The organism is Actinocatenispora comari (assembly GCF_017312725.1).
Classification (GTDB): Bacteria; Actinomycetota; Actinomycetes; order Mycobacteriales; family Micromonosporaceae; genus Actinocatenispora; species Actinocatenispora comari.
Genome location: NZ_BOPO01000021.1, coordinates 1 through 16,452, shown reverse-complemented (window position 1 = coordinate 16,452; position 16,452 = coordinate 1). Strand labels below are relative to the sequence as shown.

Here is a 16,452-nt window from a genome sequence, read left to right as displayed (position 1 = left end):
GATGTCCGCGACGACACGTCACCCGCTGACGGAGTACCAGCGCCGCCGGCACTTCGACCGCACCACCGAGCCGTCCGGGCAGGGCGGTCCGCGCGGGCGGGGTGCCGGCGACGGGCTGTTCGTCATCCAGCACCACGCCGCGTCGACCGACCACTACGACTTCCGGCTGGAGGTCGACGGGGTACTGAAGTCCTGGGCGGTACCGAAGGGCCCGTCCACCGATCCGCGGGACCGGCGGCTGGCCGTACCGACCGAGGATCACCCGCTCGACTACGCCGAGTTCGAGGGCACCATCCCGGCCGGCGAGTACGGTGGCGGCACCGTACTGGTGTGGGACACCGGCGGTTACACCAACACGACGCGGCGCGGTGATGCCGCGGTGTCGATGGCGGACGGGCTGGCGCGCGGGCACGTCACGTTCGCGCTGGACGGCGCGAAGCTGACCGGCGGGTACGCGCTGACCCGGTTCCGCGGTGGCGACCACGAGGCGTGGCTGCTGGTCAAGCAGGACGGCGAGGGCGCCGACGCGCGCCGTAACCCGGTGTCCACCCAGACCGAGTCGGTGCTGTCCGGCCGGGACCTGGACGAGATCGCGGCGGACGCCCGGTGACCGTGCAGGTGGGTCGACGCCGGGTGCCGCTGACGCACCCGGACAAGATCCTCTTCGAACCGGCCGACGGGTCGGCCGGAGCCGGGATCGACAAGGCCGGCCTGGCCGACTACTACCGCCTGGTGGCCGACCGGATGCTCCCGCACCTGCGGGAGCATCCGCTTGCGCTGCAACGGTTCCCGGACGGCACCGGCGGGTCGGGGTTCTTCGCCAAGAAGGTGCCCGACTCGGCCCCGGACTGGGTGCACACGATCACGGTGGACCGGGTCACCGGCGGCAGCGTGACGATGCTGTGTGCCGACGACGTCGCGACGCTGGTCTACCTCGCCGATCTGGCCGCGCTGGCGCTGCATCCGTGGCCGAGCCGGGCGGCGGCGCCGCGCCGGCCGGTCAAGCTGATCTTCGACCTGGATCCGCCCGGTGGCGACGACTTCCCGGCGGTCCGCCGGGCCGCGCTCGCGCTGCACGAGCTGCTGACCGAGCTGGACCTGCCCGGGTACCCGATGACGACCGGTTCCCGTGGCGTGCACGTGGTGGTACCGCTGGCCGGCAAGCAGGACGTCGACGAGGTACGCGCGGTCGCCGGTGCCGTCGCCGACCGCCTCGCGGCGCGGTACCCGGAGGAACTGACCACCCAGGTACGCAAGGAGCAGCGGCACGGGCGGCTGTTCGTGGACACGTTGCGCAACGCGTACGCCCAGCACGCGATCGCGCCGTACTCGCCGAGGCCGCTGCCGGGCGCGCCGGTGGCGACCCCGCTGTCCTGGGACGAGGTCGCCGACGAGGCGCTGACCAGCGCCCGGCGGTACCGGATCGCGGACCTGGCCGACCGTCTGTCCACTGTGGATGACCCGTGGGCCGGGATGGGTCGGCACGCCCGCGATCTCGGTCCGGTCCGCCGCCGGCTGGGGGAGGCCGGCTGAGCCGGGTACGACTCAGGGCGGAGACGGATATCGCCGCGGCGGAGGAGGTTCTCGGGGTGGCGCCCCTGGCATAGTTCAGGGTGTTCCCCGGTCCCGCCACGGCCGGCTGGGCCGTACCGTGGGTGGTGCCGCTGGGGGAGCGGGGAGGCATCGGACCCGGCCCGGGCCGGTTTCGTCATGGGGGTGGCGAGCCGGCGCGTGGCCGGGTCCGGGGACCGTTGGGGGATGGTCGTGGCAGGTGAGCGCGCAGTGCACTGCACCACCAAGGAGCGGTGCGCCACCGGCGAGCGGCCCGCCACCAGGGGGCCGCAGCCTGCTGATTCGACGGACGCGCCGACCGTGGTGCACGTCTCTGGCCGGTTCGACACCCACACCGCCGCCGGCATCCGGGAGCGCCTTCACGCTGCGGTACGGCAAGGTGACGGTCTGCTGCTGATCGACATGTCCACTGTGGACACCTTCGACGCCACCGGGCTCGGAGTGCTGGTCGGTACCCATCGATTGGCCGAGCAGGCCGGCCGGCAGCTCGCGCTGCGCGGCACTCCGGCCCGGCTGACCCGGCTGCTGCACCTGACCCGGCTGGACCGGTTCCTGCCGACCGTCCCGGTGCCGCCGGCCGCCGGCACGGCGATGGGCGCCTGGCACCCCGGCGACGGCCCGCACTTCACCGCGGCCTGACCTTCTTAGGGTTCGGCGCCGGTGGCGCGCAATTCTTGGCGGGTCGTCGAACGTCTGTCGGAAAATGCCGAGCGGGATTCCCGAAAAGAATGACGGATAGTGTTCGCCGCGGGAATCTCACGCGGGGTCGCGGTGACCGTCAGTGAAAGGGATCGTCAAACTGCGCCGGTGTGCGGCCGCAGTCGCTTGGCGGCGGCGTCGAACGCGACCCGCAGCCGGTCCGGGTCCTGCGCGCAGACCGCGTCGTGGAAACCGGCCTCCAGCTGATCGGCGATCGCGATCAGCGCGGGATGCAGGGCGACCGCATTCATCCGGCTGACCGCCTTCATCGCCGGAATCCACGCCTCGACCTCGGTGCCTGAGCTGGGTAGCTCGCACATGATCAGCTGCATGTACGCCTCGCGCGCAGCCTCGGTCAGACTCAGGCCCTGCATGTCGTCCATCGGCGTCCTCGTGCGTGTGTTCCGATGTGCGGATCGCGACGTGTATGCGCGATGTGCGTATCGCCGCGTGCCAAAGCGGTGGGGCAAGTCAAGCACAATTACCCAGCCAGGGGAATACCGTCCGAATTCGCATACTGCGATCGGTGGCTCCGGCCGCGCTCGGTGAATGTCATCCTAGGGCCACCAAGATGGGAATTTCCTGACAGCACCGTTCGGTCAATGACCGAGCAGGACGAACAGCCCGATCGTCACGATCACGCCGGCACCCAATACCGTGCCGAACGCGCGCGCGGTCATCGGCTGGCCGTACCGGGTCAGCCAGCTCGACGCGGCCGGTACGCCGGCGAGGGCGCCGAGCGCGAAGGCGACGTCGGCGATCACCCGGGCCGCGGCGCGTTCCCCGACCGGCATCCCGGGCGCGGCGACCAGCAGTGCGGTACCGATGCCCGCGCAGACCGCGGCGCCGGCCACGCCGGCGATCAGCATCGCCACCCAGATCGGTACCGGCGGGCGCAGCGGCAGCTCGCCCAGCCGCGCGGCGGTGACGGTGCGCTCGGCCCGGTCGAGCAGCTCGGCGGCCGGGATCGCCGGCTGCGCGGTCACCGCCCGCGGCGCCGGCGTGGGACCGAGGTCACGGCGCCGGCCGGGCAGCGCGGCGAGCTCCCGCCAGATCCGGCGGACCCGCCGGTCGACGGCCTCGACCGCCTCGGCCGCCGCGGCGACCGCGGACCGGGCCGCCCGCACCCGGCTCGCCGACTCCTCCAGCCGGTCGGTGATCTCCCGTCGCCCGGTCACCAGTGCCTGGTCGGTCCGGTCGTGCCCGGCGACCTGGTCGTGCAGCGGCATCGCGAGCGCCGCCACCGCCCGCCGGTAGCGTTCCCGCGGCGACCCGGTGCCGGCGACCGGCCGGGCGTCGGTCAACTGGCTCATCGTCGCTGCTCCTCGGTCTGGTACGGGATGACCACCCGCGGGCGGCGGTCCACCGCGCGGTCGAAGAACAGCGCCCGGCGCTCCCGCGGGTACCAGTGCGGGCCGCCCGGTTCGGTGGACAGCGGCGCGAGTTCGGCGCCCTGGACGTCGAGCGCGAGCCAGGCGCCGAACGCGTCGAACCGGGCGCCGAGGCCGCCCAGGTCGTCGCGCAGCCGCGGTACCGAGCGCCACCAGCCGAGCAGGTGGGTCCGCAGCTCCGGCCCGCGGCCGAGGATGTCCTTCAGGTCGTCGCGGGCGCTGCGCCGGCTGGTCGGGTCCTTGCGTTCCAGCCGGGTCGCCGCCGCGTCCACCGCGTACGCCAGCAGCACGTGCGGCCGGGCCGGCTCGTCGCCGCCGTCGCGCAGCAGCTGCGCGGTCCCAGCGAACAGCCCACACACCCCGTCCCGGTCGTACCAGTCGACGTCGTGGCCGCCCGCACCCAGCTCGTCGTGCAGCCGCTTCGCCGCCTCGACCGCGTCGTCGTCCAGGCAGACCAGGCTGAACCGCACCGCGCCCGGCCGGTACTGCGCGGCCAGCGAGACCGCCGCGGTGGCCAGCACGTCGCACGCCTCCGCCGCGCGGGCGCCGAGCACCGCGAGGTTGCGGCCGGGGGATCGGGACAGCCGCACGCCGGCGGAGCGTCCGGTCACGTCGATGGTGTGTCCCACCAGGGCCACCGGGGTGCGGCTCGGTTCCGGTCCCGGTACCAGCGCGGCCAGGTCGGCGGCCTCGGACAGCAGCGGCACCCGACCGCCGTCGAACAGCACCGGCGGTGCCGCGTCCGGACCGCGCCGCTGCCAGAGCCGTTGCTGCAGGACGTCGAGGGTGCCGCGGCGGCCGGCGTCGGGGATGTGCGCGACCCGGTTCGCCGGTTCGGCGCCGGAGTCCGGGTTGATCACCGCGTGGTGCCGGGGCACCGTGTCGGCGGCGAGGTTGCCCTCGGCGAGGATCCGGCGCGCCTTGGGCAGCGCGATCCGCAGGGTGAACTGGGCGACCATCGACGCCCGCCCCCACAGCGCGTCGATGCCGGACAGGTCCTGGCTGGCGAGGATCAGGTGGATGCCCTGGGACCGGCCGCGCCGGGCCAGGTCCTCCAGCAGCCGGGCCGCCTCCAGCGCCACCGCGTCCCGGCCGTCCAGCAACACCTGGAACTCGTCGATCACCGCGACGATGCGCGGCCAGTGCCCGGTCGGGTCCTCGGCGCGCAGCTCGGCAAGCTTGGTCGCCTCGTACGCCTTGGCCGCCTCGGCCCGCTCGCGCAGCTGCTGGTGCAGGAACGCGAGCAGCGCCAGACCGTACTCCCGGTCGGTGTTGACGTTGACCCCCACCAGCCGGACGTGCGGCAGCCAGCTCGGATCGCGCCGGCCCGGCGCGAACCGCGCGAACGACACGCCCTCCTTGAAGTCCAGCAGGTAGAGCGCGAGCTCGTCCGGGGAGTAGCGGGCGGCGAGCGACCCGATCAGCGCGTAGAGCAGGTTCGTCTTGCCGGTACCGGAGGGCCCGCCGACGAGCGCGTGCGGCGGCGAGTCGCCGAGCTCGACGTCGACCAGGCGACCGTCCGGCCCGGCGCCGACCGGCGCGACCAGCCGGTCCGCCGACGACTCGGTCCACTCCTGCGCGGGCAGCAGGTCGGCGAACACCGCCGGATCGGGCCCGGCCAGTACCTTCGTCGCGATCGCCCGGCTGGTACCGGTGGCCAGCTCGATCGACGGCGGCGGGTCGAGCTGCACCAGGAACTGGTTGCCGGTCAGCGAGGTCCAGGCCTTCTCTCCCCACAGCACCAGCCGGTCGAGCTGCGGGTGCCGGCACCACTCGCCGGCCGGGCCGATGCCGGCGATCAGCAGGTGCACCCCGCAGGCCGGACCGGTGCGGACCAGCCGGTCGAGCTGGGCCTGCTGCGCGTTGCTCAGTTCGGCGCCGTCGCCCTCACCGAGCAGTACCGCGATGCGCCACGGTTCCGGGCGTCGACCGGTCGCCGCGTGCAGCTCGCGCAGTGACCCGTAGTCGCCGGCGAGCACCGTCTCGTTGATCCGGCGTACCTGCTCGACCAGGCCGTCCAGCACGTCGCCGAGCCCGCCGGGACCGACGAACGTGAGCAGGCCGGCCTGGGCCAGCGGGGCGAACGCGGCCAGGCTGCCGCCGAGCCGTTCCGGGTCGTACACGGTCAGCTGCACCGAGCCGGGCACGGTCGAGCCGAGGACCCGCAGCAGCAGCGAGCCGACGAACCGGTGTACCCGTTCGGTCGGCCGGTGGGTGACCGGCGTGGTCGGTTCCGGTGCCGGCGCCCGGACGGCCAGCTCGGCGCGCTCGTGGCCGGGGTCCTCGATCAGCAGGTGCGCCTCGTCCAGCAGCGCGACCAGCGCCGGGAGTGGCGGTTCGGAGCCGGCGACCACGTCTCGGGCCAGCAGCCGGCCGATCCGGTACAGCCCGGGCGGCTGGGCGCGGCCCGGCAGTGTCGGCGCCCAGTGCGGCCAGTCGAGGCCGGCGGCGCCGGGCGCCTGCTCGACCGCGAGCGCGGTGAGCTGTTCGGCCGCGGCGCGCAGCCGGTGCAGCGACTGCCGGTCGACCTCACCACGGCGGGTAGCGTGCGCCGCCAGCAGTCGCTGGCCGCAACGTTGCGCCTCGCGTTCGGCCTTGGCATGCTCGTCGCGCACCGCGTCCGCCGCCGCCTGCGCCGCGGCGAGGTCGGCGCGCGCCGAGCCCCGGGCGTACGCGAGGGTCTGCCGGAGCTGTTCGACCAGCTCGCGGCGGCTACCGGCCATCGCGGCGCAGCGTCTCGTCGGGGCGCTGGGGCGCCGTGGCGGTCAGTTCGGGCAGCCGGTCCTCGGTACCGCCGAGCGCCCGGAGCAGCTCGCCGACCAGGACCGGCCAGCCGACGACGGCGTCGACCGGGTGCCGCTGGCGCGCGGCGTGCCGGGCGCCGAACGGGTCGCACAGCTGCCCGACCAGTTCCGCCGGCAGCTCCGGCGGCAGCGCGGGCAGCAGGTCGCGGATCCGGCCGGTACCGCGGGCGGTGAGCTGCTCGGCGTCGTCGGGGCCGAGCGGATGGCCGACCAGCTCGGTACCGAGCCGGCGGGCGGCCCGGTCGGCCGGCGCGGCGAGCGCCATCCCGCTGGCCGGGTGGGTGGCGAGCAGCGCGTCCCGGTAGTCGTCCCGGCCGCCGCGGGCCGCGCTGCTGAGCCGGCGCAGCGCGTCGGCCGGCTCCTCCGGCGTGGCGTGGTCGTCCCGGTCGCCGTCCGAGCGGACCGTCTTCGGCCGCTGCTCGTCCGCCGGCCGCCCGGTGAGCTCGTCGACCCGCCGCTGCCACCAGGACCGCAGCGCGAGGATCGGTTGCGCCGCGGGGTCGGCCGTGCCCGGTGTGACGACGGTGCGGGCGGGGGCGGGGGCGGCGTTCGGCGGCGCGACACCGGCGACGCCGATCCCGGCCAGGTACCCGTCGAGCTCGGTCAGCACCGACCGGGTCGCCGCGATCGCGCTGTCCAGGTGGCTGCCGGCGAGGGTGAGCTGGCCGAGCCACTCGGCATGGCCGGACTCGCGCATCACGTACCCGCAGCGTTCGGTGGCGTCGCGCAGCGCCCCGGCGGCACGGGTCAGTTCGGGCAGCGGCAGTTGCTGCCCGATCTCGCGCAGCCGGGCACCGAGCGACTCGACGAGGGACGGCACGGCGCTACAGGCTGGCGAGGTAGGTCTGGGCCTGCTCCACCGCGCCGATCGTGGTGGCCAGGCAGTTGTCCAGGTCGTCGCGGGCGGCGACCAGGGCGGCCTGGGCGGTCTGCACCGCCTCGGCGCCGGAGCCCTCGACCGCGAGGGCGAGGTTCTGCTGGGCGGCGTCCAGCTTCTCGTTGGCGAGCTGGACCGCCTGCTGGCCGTCCTGTACCTCAGCCACGGCGGCGTGGATCGCCGACTTGACCTCGGCCACGTTGATCGTCACGTAGGCCTCCTCACGAGCGCTGGCACGACAGGCAGGCCCTTCAGGGACGCCCGGTCGGGTAACGGGACTGCCGCGACTCCTCTGCACGCGCGGGCGCATCAATCATGTCAAGAACGACAAAAGGACACCAGGAAAACGTCAACATGTCGTGCCTGTGTCGTAACTGACAGTCGCATAGCCGGCGGACCGTGTCCACTTTTCGGGCCCTCTCACGTCACCTCGCCTCCTTTGCGACAAGTATGTGCCGACATCCCGCGACGACGGAAGGTGCGATACGCGACACCGCGCGTTGGGTGTGTCCGGTAAGGTGTTCGCCCCGCCGCCCCGCGCGCCCAGGCGCCCAGGCGTGCTGGGTGTGCCGGGCAAACATTCGTCCAAGACGCGCCGGTGCCGCCGCGACGATGCTCGACCCGTACCGACCAGGTGAGGGGTGGGCGATGACGGTGGTGGGCGAGGCGCCGACGGTGCGGGTGGCGGGTGGCCGAGTGGCCGGGCGGCTCGACGGGGGAGTCGCCGCGTTCCTCGGCATCCCGTACGCGGCAGCACCGTTCGGTCCGCGCCGGCTGCTGCCGCCCGCGCCGTCGGTGCCGTGGGAGGGGGTGCGCGACGCCGGGCGGTACGGGCCGACCTGTCCCAAGGGGCCGGGTACGCCGCTGTTCCCGGAGGTCGTGATCGACGGCGAGGACTGCCTCAACCTCAACGTCTGGACGCCCGATCCGGACACCACCGGGCTGCCGGTACTGGTGTGGATCCACGGCGGCGCGTTCACCACCGGCGCCGGCTCCCTGCCCGGCTACCGGGGCAGCTCGTTCGCCCGGGACGGCGTGGTGTACGTGACGATCAACTACCGGCTCGGCGCGGAGGGCTTCCTGTACCTCGGCGACGGGGTCGCGAACCTGGGGCTGCTGGACCAGCTCGCCGCGCTGGCGTGGGTGCGGGACAACATCGCCGCGTTCGGCGGGGATCCGGACCGGGTCACCGTCGCCGGCCAGTCCGCCGGCGCGGTCAGCGTCGCCACCCTGCTGGCCGTGCCGCGCTCGGCCGGTCTGTTCGGCCAGGCGATCGCGCAGAGCGGGTCGGCCGCCCGCACCCTGCCCCCGGACGCCGCCGTCGGGGTCGCCGCCCGGCTGGCCGCCGCGCTGCACGTCGCACCGACCCGGGCGGCCTTCCGCGAGGTACCGGCCGGCGAGCTCGCCCGGGCGTCGGCCGCGCTGGTGGCGGCGAGCCAGGTACCGCACGATCCGACCAGCTGGGACGTGCTGCCGTTCGCCCCGGTGCTCGACGGTGACACGCTGCCCGCGCACCCGTTCGACGCGGTACGCGGCGGGGCCGGTCGCGGCGTGCGGCTGCTCACCGGCTGGAACCGGGACGACACCCGGATCGGGCTGGTGCCCACCGGCCTGATCGACGCGGTCGACGAGACGATGCTGGCCGGCGTGGTGGCCGCGCTCGGCGGATCCGACGGTACGGTCCAGCGCTACCGGTCGGCCCGGCCCGGGGCGAGCAGCGGCGAGCTGCTGGCCGCGGTGACCACCGACCGGTCGCTGCGGCTGCCGATCACCCGGGGCGTCGAGGCGCGGCTGGCCGGCGGCGCCACCGGCAACTGGCTGTACCGCTTCGACCATGCGTCGTCGAGCTTCGGCGGCCGGCTCGGTGCCGCGCACGCGGTGGAGCTGCCGTACGTGTTCGACCTGCTGGACGACGAGTCGACCCGGCCGCTGATCGGCGCCGACCCGTCGCCCGTCGTGACGCAGACGGTGCACGGCGCCTGGGCCCGGTTCGTCGCCGCCGGCGACCCGGGCTGGCCCCGCTACGACCAGGCCGGCCGCACCACCGCGCTGCTCGACGCGGGCATCACGGTGGTCGCCGACCCCGACGGCGAGCTGCGGGACACGTGGTCCGGGTGATACTGACCGTGGCGGTCGGTTCCTGTCGGGGGCCGGTTCGGGCAGGGCCAGGCCGGTTCGGGTCGGGCCGGTCGGGCCGGTCGGTCCGGTCGGTCCGGTCGGGTCGGTCCGGTCGGGCCCGTCCGGTCGGGCCGGTCGGGGCGGGTCGGGCGGGTCGGGGCGATGCCGGCGCCGGGCCCCGGGCCCGGCGAGGAAGCACGGAGATGCGGATGGGTGGACACCGGCGACGCACGGCCCGGGCACCGCGGTGGCGCATCGCCACCTACGCCCGGCCCGGCGTCGCGATGGCCGGCTACGGCGACGAGGCGAACGAGTACGGCGACATCGCGCTGGTGCCGCACCCGGCGCTGACCGTACTGTTCGACCTCGGCGAGCGGCCGTTCGTGGTCGAGGACGCCGGTGGCGCCCGGCAGCGCGAGCGCGTCGTGGCCGGGCTCGCACCCGTCCGGGCCCGCGGCCGGGGCCTCGCCGGCCGCTCCGAGTGCCTCCAGCTGCGGCTCTCCCCGCTGCTGGGGTACCCGCTGCTCGGCGCCACCGCCGACCTGCGCGGCGCGGTTGTCGCCCTGGACGACCTGTGGGGCCGCGAGGCGGTACGCATCCAGGAGCGGTTGCGGGCCGCCCGTACGTGGCCGGACCGGTTCGCGATCGTCGCCGCCGCGCTGGAGCGCCGGCACCGCGACGCGGTGCGTACCGTCGACCCCGAGGTCGCGCACTGCTGGCGGCGGCTGACCGCCACCGGTGGCCGGGTGCGGGTCGACCGGCTCGCCGCCGAGGTCGGCTGGAGCCGTACCCGGCTGTGGTCCCGGTTCGGCGCGCAGGTCGGCATCACCCCGAAGCGGGCCGGGCAGCTGATCCGGTTCGACCGCGCGGTGCACCGCCTCGCCGCGGGCCATCCCGCCGCGTCGGCCGCCATCGACTGCGGCTACGTCGACCAGTCGCACCTGCACCGGGACGTGGCCTCGTTCGCCGGCACCACCCCGACCGAGGTTGCGGCGTCCCCGTTCCTCGCCCTCGACCACATCGCCTGGCCCACCCGGTACCGCTGAGCCGTCGCATCGCCGACCGCTGGGCCGCACCGTCGACGGCCGAGCCGTCCTGCCGCCGGACCGCCGTGGCCGGCGGCCGCTGTCGCTGGCGCCGGCCCCGATCCCTCGGCATCGCGGTACCTCGGCTGTCGGTGTCGATCGGGGCCGCGCGCAGCGCGGGACTCCGACCCTCGGCATCGTGGTCCCTCGGCCGTCGGTGTCGACCGGGGCCTCGCGGAGCGCGGGACTTCCGGGTCGGGATCATAGGGGAGTGGGCGGCGGGTTCGGGCGGGTGTGGACGGCGGCGACCGTCTCCGGCTTCGGCTCGTACGTCACCGGGGTCGCGTTGCAGGTGTTGCTGGTCGTCACGCTGTCCGCGTCGGCCACCGAACTGGGCATCGTCGGTGCCGCCCAGTGGCTGCCGTACCTGCTGTTCGGGCTGCTCGCCGGGGTGTTCATCGACCGGCACCGGCGTCGCGGGCTGATCGCCGCCACCGACCTCGGCCGTGGTGCGCTGCTGCTCGCCATCCCGGTGCTCGCCGCGCTCGGGCTGCTGCGGGTCTGGGTCGTCGTGGTGTTCCTGCTGCCGTTCGGGGTGCTGTCGCTGCTCGGCACCGCTGCGAACCAGGCGTACCTGCCGCGGCTGGTCCCGGCCGCCGACCTGACCCGGGCCAACGTGGCGCTGGAACGCAGCGGGATCGCCGCGCAGACGGTCGGTCCGGCGATCGCCGGCGGTCTGGTCCGGCTGATCGGCGCGCCGCTCGCGGTGCTGGTCGACGCCGCGTCGTACCTGGTCTCCGGGGCGCTGGTGGCGAGCATCCGGACGCCCGAACCGGTGCCGGACCGCGCCGGCCGCCGGCGGATCCGTACCGAACTGGCCGAGGGGCTGCGGTTCGTCTACCGGCACCGCACCCTCGCCCCGTACGCGCTCGGCACCCACGTGTGGTTCGTCGCCACCGCGATGGCGAGCACGCTGTGGGCGCCGTACGTGCTGCGGCAGGCCGGGCTCGGCTCGGTCGGGCTCGGCGTCACCCTCGCCGTGGCCGGCGTCGGCGGCGTCGTCGGCAACACCCTCGGCGTACGGCTGGGTCACCGCATCGGCGCCGGCGGCACCGTGGTCGTCGGCCGCTGGGTGTCGCCGCTCGCGTTCGGGCTGGTGGCGCTGGTCCCGCCGACCGGCGCGCTGGGCTGGGTCGTCGCGCTGGCCGGGCAGGCGTTGTTCGGCCTCGGCATGGGCATCGACGGCCCGATGGAGTCCGCGTACCGGCAGACCGTCACCCCGGATGCGTTGCAGGGCAGGATGAACGCCACGATCCGCTCGATGAACTGGGGCCTGCGCACCGTCGGCGCCCCGCTCGGCGGCGTCCTCGGCGACCACCTCGGCTACCGCCCCGCCTTCGCCGTCGCCACCGCGATCTACACCGCCGCCGCCCTCGCCATGACCCTCTCCCCCTACCGCACCGCCCGCCTGCCGACGTCCGGTGCCGCGGGCTGAGGGACGATTCCCTGGTCGCGTGCGCCAAGTGGGGAGGTGCGGTCGAGTGCCGTTCGACTTCGGCCTGTCTCGTCCGGCACGGCTTTCCCCCTCGAACCTGGTGGCCGAGCCGTTGGAGGACCGGCACGACCACGAATACCTGGCGATGCGCGGCTGCGCGGTCCTCGCCGAAGTCGGTTACACGTTCCACATCGGTGGGTTCGGTCGGGACGACTGGGGCTTCGACGTGCCGTACGACATGTCGACCCTGGTCGAGCAGCTGCCGGAACTGCTCGACGGGCTGGCGACGCACGGACTCGGTGAGGTCGACTTCTACTCTCAGGGAGTGGAGCGAAGCGTCACCTTCGAACGGTCGGCCGAGGCATACGTGCTCCGGTGCCGCTCCAGGACCAGCTTCACGCCGTCGCCCGACGTCGAGCACGTGGGCGCGGCCCGGCTGGGGGAGCTGTTCACCCGGCTGACCACCGAGTTCTCGGCGGGCCTGCGGGCGGCGGGCTCGGAGATCGCGGGCCTGCACCCGTTCGACACCTGGCACAGCCGACACTGGACGCTCGCCTGAACGGGCGGCTGGCGGAGCGGTCCAGATGCCGAAGGACACCATCGGCAAGCACCGCTTTCCGGGTCAGGTGGTGAAGCCGTGGACGAGGGCAGTAAGGCCGGCGGTGAACCAGCGGTCGTAGTAGTCGGCCGGGGCGGACGGGGGAGTCGGTACCGGGTAGGTGGCGAGCAGCGGTACGGCGCGGGGATGGGCCAACAGCACCCGTGCCGCCACCTGCTCGCGCTCGCAGCATCCTTCTCGGACGGCGAACGGTGGCGCGAGCTGCGTGATTGTCGCGCCCTGATCGACGATGCGACGGCTCAGCGGCGGTGCGAGTGGGCAGCGCCGAGCACGAACGCCAGCCAGGCGTCGTCCACCCGGATCACCTGGTACCAGCGCGATCGGTAGGAGGACGAGTGGCAGGCCCGAGCGGTACCGATGCTCATCGGCTCGGGTCCCGCACTAGTAGGCCCGACAGCCGGACGTAGAAGGTACGGACGGTGGCATCACCGTCCACGTCCTCGGTGCGGCAGACGCGGACATACGCGTGGCCGGGTACGAGTCCGTCGGTGCTGGACACCAGCAGCGCCCAGAAGGAGCCGTGCCCGTGCACGCCGGCCGCGGGTGAGATGAACACTTCGGAGCCTGCGGGGGGAGTTTTGGCGGTGCGGTGGACCGTGGAGCGGGTCATTGGCCGGAGCCTCCGTTTCCGGTCAGGGCACCCATTGCTGCTCGCCAGCGACAGGTGCCTGCTCTGTGGGCTACCGGCTACCGTACGCGACCTATACCTACCTGTCCATGGTGCCCTACACCTGTCTCAGCGATGATGCAGGTCGGCACGCCTGTCTAGCGTTGGATCATGACCCTGGATCCCGACATCAGTACGCCGCTCTGGCGGCAGTTGGTCGATGTGCTGGTTGCTCGGATCGAGGACGGGACGTACCGCAAGGGCGGCCGGCTTCCGTCCGAAGTCAGCCTGCAGCAGGAGTTCGGGGTAGCCCGCGGCACGGTACGACATGCCTTGCAGCACCTCGTCGCCGAAGGCATCGCCGAGACGACCAACGGCAAGGGAACCTACGTCAAGCCGTAGGAGCACGACCGGCCTGCGACGACGCTTGACCCGGACTACGCCGCTCGCCTCCCTGAGCCGACGGCGATGCGCTGAAGAACATCTGGCGTTGACCTGGAGCCTCGACGGGATAGACGTGAGTTACGCCGACTTGCTGGACGATCTGGCTGAACGGGTGGAGCGGCTGACGCCCAGGCGACGCGCCGCGGTGTTCTGGCTGTTGGGCACCGGCTTGCGGGCGGAGCTCAGCGAGTCCGAGGCATCGGCGTGGGCTCACTGGTTCGACGAGGCGAGTCGTCTGTCGCTGCACTTCATCGTGAACGGCCGCGTCGGCAATGACGTCGCGGCAGTCCTGGCGCGAGCCGAGAGCCCGACGGATTACGACGTGAGTCAACTGCTCAACTCGGCGATCATCTGCTTGAGCAGTCCACTCGATATTGCGTCGGATCCGGCCCAGCGCGTCGGTCCGTGGATGGAACACGCCCTGTTCCCCGTCATCCAGAACGTGTCACTGGACATGTTCGAGGACGTCGCCTTCCCCGGCGAGGACGAGGAGCTGGAGCAGGTCGTCGCGGACTCCCGGGTGCAGGCAGCGGGAGCTTACTGCGCCTCGATCTGCGATCGGCTGGACACGGAGCTGCGGCTCGATCGGCAGGCGCTGCACCTGTTGCTCGACGGCTCAGCCGTCCTCAACGGATAGACCCTCGGGACCTTGGCCCGGCGGGTCTCGGGCGTTCCGAATCGGACAGTGCCGATGGCCGTCGAAAGCGCGATGTCGATGCCCGGGGTTCAGCGGCGGTGCGAGTGGGCGGCGCCGAGCACGAACGCCAGTACCAGGGTGAACAGCCAGCCGAGGGCGATCGAGACGGTCACGACCGCCGCCGGATCAGCAGGGTGGCGGTGCGCGCGTAGAAGACTCGTACCGGCGCCTGGTCGTCGTCGGACGGGACGACCCGCAGGTAGACGGCGCCCTCGACCAACGCCGGAAGCACCGACACGACCCGCGCCCACCAGCAACCGTGGCCGTGGATGCCCGCGGTCGGGCAGATGAAGACGTGGTCGCCGGGCCGCGGTTGGTCCGCGCCACGGTCGGTGGGTTGTGGGGTCGTCGTCACGGCTGGCACCGCCGTTCCACCCGGACGCCGCCGTCGATGACGTACTCGCGGCGGATCTCGCGCGGCGACTCCGGATAGAAACCGACCAGGTACGAGTGGCCCGGCAGCCAGGCGTCGTCCACCCGGATCACCTGGTACCAGCGCGATCGGTAGGTGAACTGGTCGCCCGCCCGGTTGGTCAACCACACCCGTTCGCCCGGCGTCGGCGTCGCCCCCAACACCAGCTCGTACCCGGGACGTACCGGATCCACCCCACTCGACATGACTGCCTCCCGTGACTCGTGCCTGACGCTCCGCGCCGGGCGATATGAGTGAGAAGCTATCATGCTGCTTGTTATGTATGGCAAGAGCAATATCGCAAACACCAGGGGTCGCTAGGGATGGCAACGCAGGCGTGGAACGATGAGGACGTGGCAGATCGGTTCAGCCCGACCGTGCGCAAGCGCGTACTGGGGCTCCAGCTCGCGCGACTGCGCCGTGCTGCCGGGCTGACCAGCGAGAAGGCTGCCGACGAGCTGGGTGTGGGCCAGGGCCATCTCTCGCAGATGGAGCACGCGCACCGAAGTGTGAACAAGGCTCAGCTACTCGCCCTGCTCTCCATCTACAAGGCCGACGAGAGCAAGCGCGCCGAGCTGATGCTGTTGCACCAGACCCTCAAGCAGCCAGCCTGGTGGCAGGGCATGGGTGTACCGGCCGGCTCATACGTCGACCTTGAGGCGGCAGCTTCCATCGTCCGATGGTTCGACCACGGGCTCGTCAACGGCCTGCTCCAGACGCCGGAGTACGCGGAAGAGGTCATTCGGCTGACCGACCCCACTGCGGATGCTGCGGCGATTACCCAACGGGTGGATGTTCGCATGCAGCGCGCCGAACTGCTCGATGACGGCCTCCGTCTCTGGACCGTAATCGACGAGGGGGCGACCCGGCGCCTGGTCGGGGGTCGTGAGGTGATGGCACGGCAGATCGAGTACATCGCAGACAGGTACGAGGCGCTGCCAACTCTTGAAGTTCAGGTCGTGCCCTTCGGAATCGGCGGACACGTTGCGATGGAAGGCAGCTTCGCGGTTCTTGAGTACGAGGACCACCCGCCACTGGGCTACACGGAGCAGTGGGGGCAGGGCAACTGGCTTGAACGCGGCGCCGAAGTTGACGATGCTCTACGGCGCTGGCAAAAGCTGTCTGGCGATGCCCTCGCCCAGGCGGATTCCCTGAAGTTGCTACGGAAGATCGCGGAGGACGTTCGGGATGGCGGAGATCAAGTGGCGGAAGGCTAGCTGTTGTGGTTCGTGAGGTTGTTGACGCCGGGGAGGTAGTTGGGCCGCTAGCAGGGACGGGTCTCCTGGCGGTCAGGATGTGAAGCGCTGACAACACGCCCTGGCCGTCGAGGAGACCCGTCGTGTCCCACCGTAATGCCCCGTTGACCCCGGCCGGCAGGCTGCGTCTGGTCCGACGCTGCCACACCCGTCCGATCGCGCATGTGGCCGCTGAGGCAGGCGTGTCACGGCAGTGTCTGTCGAAGTGGGTCAACCGGTACCGGGCCGAAGGCGAGGCGGGTCTGGTCGACCGGCGCTCCAGGCCACGGCGTAGCCCGCATCGACTCGACCAAGCGGTCGTGGACCGCATCGAAGACCTGCGCCGGCACCGGAAGCTGTCCGCGCGGTTGATCACGGTCGAGTTGGCGGCAGAAGGCATCACCGTCAGCATCACGACCGTGGGTCGCTGGCTACGACGGCTGGGCTTGTCGCGCCG

General features: G+C 72.9%; 21 protein-coding genes. 11 read left to right on the top strand and 10 right to left on the bottom strand.

All coding sequences use genetic code 11. The features are described 5' to 3' along the window. Window position 1: 1 nt before the first annotated feature. The 3 genes from NUM_RS07655 (at window position 2) to NUM_RS07645 (ending at window position 2,211) form a co-directional block, all read left to right on the top strand. Window positions 2-610 carry a DNA polymerase ligase N-terminal domain-containing protein gene (locus NUM_RS07655; protein ID WP_207124030.1) on the top strand — a complete coding sequence of 203 codons (609 nt, stop codon included), beginning with the start codon at window positions 2-4 and terminating at the stop codon, window positions 608-610. Next, entirely contained in the window at window positions 607-1,533 is a 927-nt protein-coding gene (gene ligD / locus NUM_RS07650) for a non-homologous end-joining DNA ligase (protein WP_207124028.1), read from the top strand. Before NUM_RS07655 ends, ligD begins: the two co-directional genes overlap by 4 nt. A 225-nt stretch (window positions 1,534-1,758) precedes the next feature. Continuing rightward, window positions 1,759-2,211: an STAS domain-containing protein gene (locus NUM_RS07645; protein WP_207124025.1), complete on the top strand. Its 453-nt coding sequence runs from the start codon at window positions 1,759-1,761 to the stop codon at window positions 2,209-2,211. 155 nt (window positions 2,212-2,366) lie between these two features. Here NUM_RS07645 and NUM_RS07640 read toward each other — a convergent pair whose 3' ends face one another. From NUM_RS07640 to NUM_RS07620, 5 genes are all read right to left on the bottom strand, one after another. Further along, window positions 2,367-2,654 carry a hypothetical protein gene (locus tag NUM_RS07640; RefSeq protein WP_030448081.1) on the bottom strand — a complete coding sequence of 96 codons (288 nt, stop codon included), beginning with the start codon at window positions 2,652-2,654 and terminating at the stop codon, window positions 2,367-2,369. Between the two features lie 216 nt (window positions 2,655-2,870). Continuing rightward, on the bottom strand, window positions 2,871-3,584 hold the full coding sequence (locus NUM_RS07635; RefSeq protein WP_207124023.1) for a hypothetical protein: 714 nt from the start codon (window positions 3,582-3,584) through the stop codon (window positions 2,871-2,873). Then, window positions 3,581-6,385 (bottom strand): FtsK/SpoIIIE domain-containing protein, encoded by a 2,805-nt coding sequence (locus tag NUM_RS07630; RefSeq protein WP_207124020.1) that lies wholly within the window; start codon window positions 6,383-6,385, stop codon window positions 3,581-3,583. The genes NUM_RS07635 and NUM_RS07630 overlap by 4 nt, the downstream gene beginning before the upstream one ends. After that, window positions 6,375-7,286, bottom strand: coding sequence for a hypothetical protein (locus NUM_RS07625; protein WP_207124018.1), 912 nt, complete (start codon window positions 7,284-7,286; stop codon window positions 6,375-6,377). The genes NUM_RS07630 and NUM_RS07625 overlap by 11 nt, the downstream gene beginning before the upstream one ends. A 4-nt stretch (window positions 7,287-7,290) precedes the next feature. Beyond that, on the bottom strand, window positions 7,291-7,554 hold the full coding sequence (locus NUM_RS07620) for a hypothetical protein (protein WP_225918396.1): 264 nt from the start codon (window positions 7,552-7,554) through the stop codon (window positions 7,291-7,293). A 437-nt stretch (window positions 7,555-7,991) separates the two neighbouring features. Between NUM_RS07620 and NUM_RS07615 the strand changes: the two genes are divergently transcribed. The 4 genes from NUM_RS07615 to NUM_RS07600 all read left to right on the top strand — a co-directional run bounded on the left by NUM_RS07615 (window position 7,992) and on the right by NUM_RS07600 (window position 12,540). After that, entirely contained in the window at window positions 7,992-9,461 is a 1,470-nt protein-coding gene (locus tag NUM_RS07615; protein ID WP_207124016.1) for a carboxylesterase/lipase family protein, read from the top strand. A 209-nt stretch (window positions 9,462-9,670) separates the two neighbouring features. Beyond that, window positions 9,671-10,507: an AraC family transcriptional regulator gene (locus NUM_RS07610; protein WP_225918395.1), complete on the top strand. Its 837-nt coding sequence runs from the start codon at window positions 9,671-9,673 to the stop codon at window positions 10,505-10,507. A 250-nt stretch (window positions 10,508-10,757) separates the two neighbouring features. Further along, complete coding sequence (locus NUM_RS07605; RefSeq protein WP_207124014.1) at window positions 10,758-11,981, top strand: MFS transporter; 1,224 nt, start codon at window positions 10,758-10,760, stop codon at window positions 11,979-11,981. Between the two features lie 46 nt (window positions 11,982-12,027). Beyond that, window positions 12,028-12,540 carry a hypothetical protein gene (locus tag NUM_RS07600; RefSeq protein WP_207124012.1) on the top strand — a complete coding sequence of 171 codons (513 nt, stop codon included), beginning with the start codon at window positions 12,028-12,030 and terminating at the stop codon, window positions 12,538-12,540. Window positions 12,541-12,603: 63 nt separating this feature from the next. Here the strand turns inward: NUM_RS07600 and NUM_RS07595 are convergent, their stop codons facing one another. From NUM_RS07595 to NUM_RS07590, 3 genes are all read right to left on the bottom strand, one after another. Next, a complete protein-coding gene (locus NUM_RS07595; protein ID WP_207124010.1) occupies window positions 12,604-12,753 on the bottom strand; it encodes a hypothetical protein in 150 nt (49 codons plus the stop codon). Window positions 12,754-12,839: 86 nt separating this feature from the next. Continuing rightward, complete coding sequence (locus NUM_RS37645) at window positions 12,840-12,965, bottom strand: hypothetical protein (protein ID WP_263975113.1); 126 nt, start codon at window positions 12,963-12,965, stop codon at window positions 12,840-12,842. Then, window positions 12,962-13,156, bottom strand: coding sequence for a hypothetical protein (locus NUM_RS07590; RefSeq protein WP_207124008.1), 195 nt, complete (start codon window positions 13,154-13,156; stop codon window positions 12,962-12,964). Before NUM_RS07590 ends, NUM_RS37645 begins: the two co-directional genes overlap by 4 nt. A 222-nt stretch (window positions 13,157-13,378) precedes the next feature. Here NUM_RS07590 and NUM_RS07585 point away from each other — a divergent pair, with 222 nt between their 5' ends. After that, window positions 13,379-13,609: a GntR family transcriptional regulator gene (locus NUM_RS07585; RefSeq protein ID WP_207124006.1), complete on the top strand. Its 231-nt coding sequence runs from the start codon at window positions 13,379-13,381 to the stop codon at window positions 13,607-13,609. Window positions 13,610-13,697: 88 nt separating this feature from the next. Then, window positions 13,698-14,288: a hypothetical protein gene (locus NUM_RS07580; protein WP_207124004.1), complete on the top strand. Its 591-nt coding sequence runs from the start codon at window positions 13,698-13,700 to the stop codon at window positions 14,286-14,288. 169 nt (window positions 14,289-14,457) lie between these two features. On the opposite strand, the gene NUM_RS07575 is transcribed toward NUM_RS07580, so the two are convergent. Both NUM_RS07575 and NUM_RS07570 read right to left on the bottom strand, forming a co-directional pair. Beyond that, window positions 14,458-14,703, bottom strand: a complete 246-nt coding sequence (locus tag NUM_RS07575) for a hypothetical protein (RefSeq protein ID WP_207124002.1) — start codon at window positions 14,701-14,703, stop codon at window positions 14,458-14,460. Continuing rightward, window positions 14,700-14,966 carry a hypothetical protein gene (locus tag NUM_RS07570; protein WP_207124000.1) on the bottom strand — a complete coding sequence of 89 codons (267 nt, stop codon included), beginning with the start codon at window positions 14,964-14,966 and terminating at the stop codon, window positions 14,700-14,702. The genes NUM_RS07575 and NUM_RS07570 overlap by 4 nt, the downstream gene beginning before the upstream one ends. A 117-nt stretch (window positions 14,967-15,083) precedes the next feature. On the opposite strand from NUM_RS07570, the gene NUM_RS07565 reads away from it, so the two are divergent. Both NUM_RS07565 and NUM_RS07560 read left to right on the top strand, forming a co-directional pair. Further along, complete coding sequence (locus tag NUM_RS07565) at window positions 15,084-15,977, top strand: helix-turn-helix domain-containing protein (protein ID WP_207123997.1); 894 nt, start codon at window positions 15,084-15,086, stop codon at window positions 15,975-15,977. 122 nt (window positions 15,978-16,099) lie between these two features. Continuing rightward, the coding region (locus tag NUM_RS07560) for a helix-turn-helix domain-containing protein (RefSeq protein WP_207123995.1) at window positions 16,100-16,452 on the top strand (353 nt) is incomplete at its 3' end.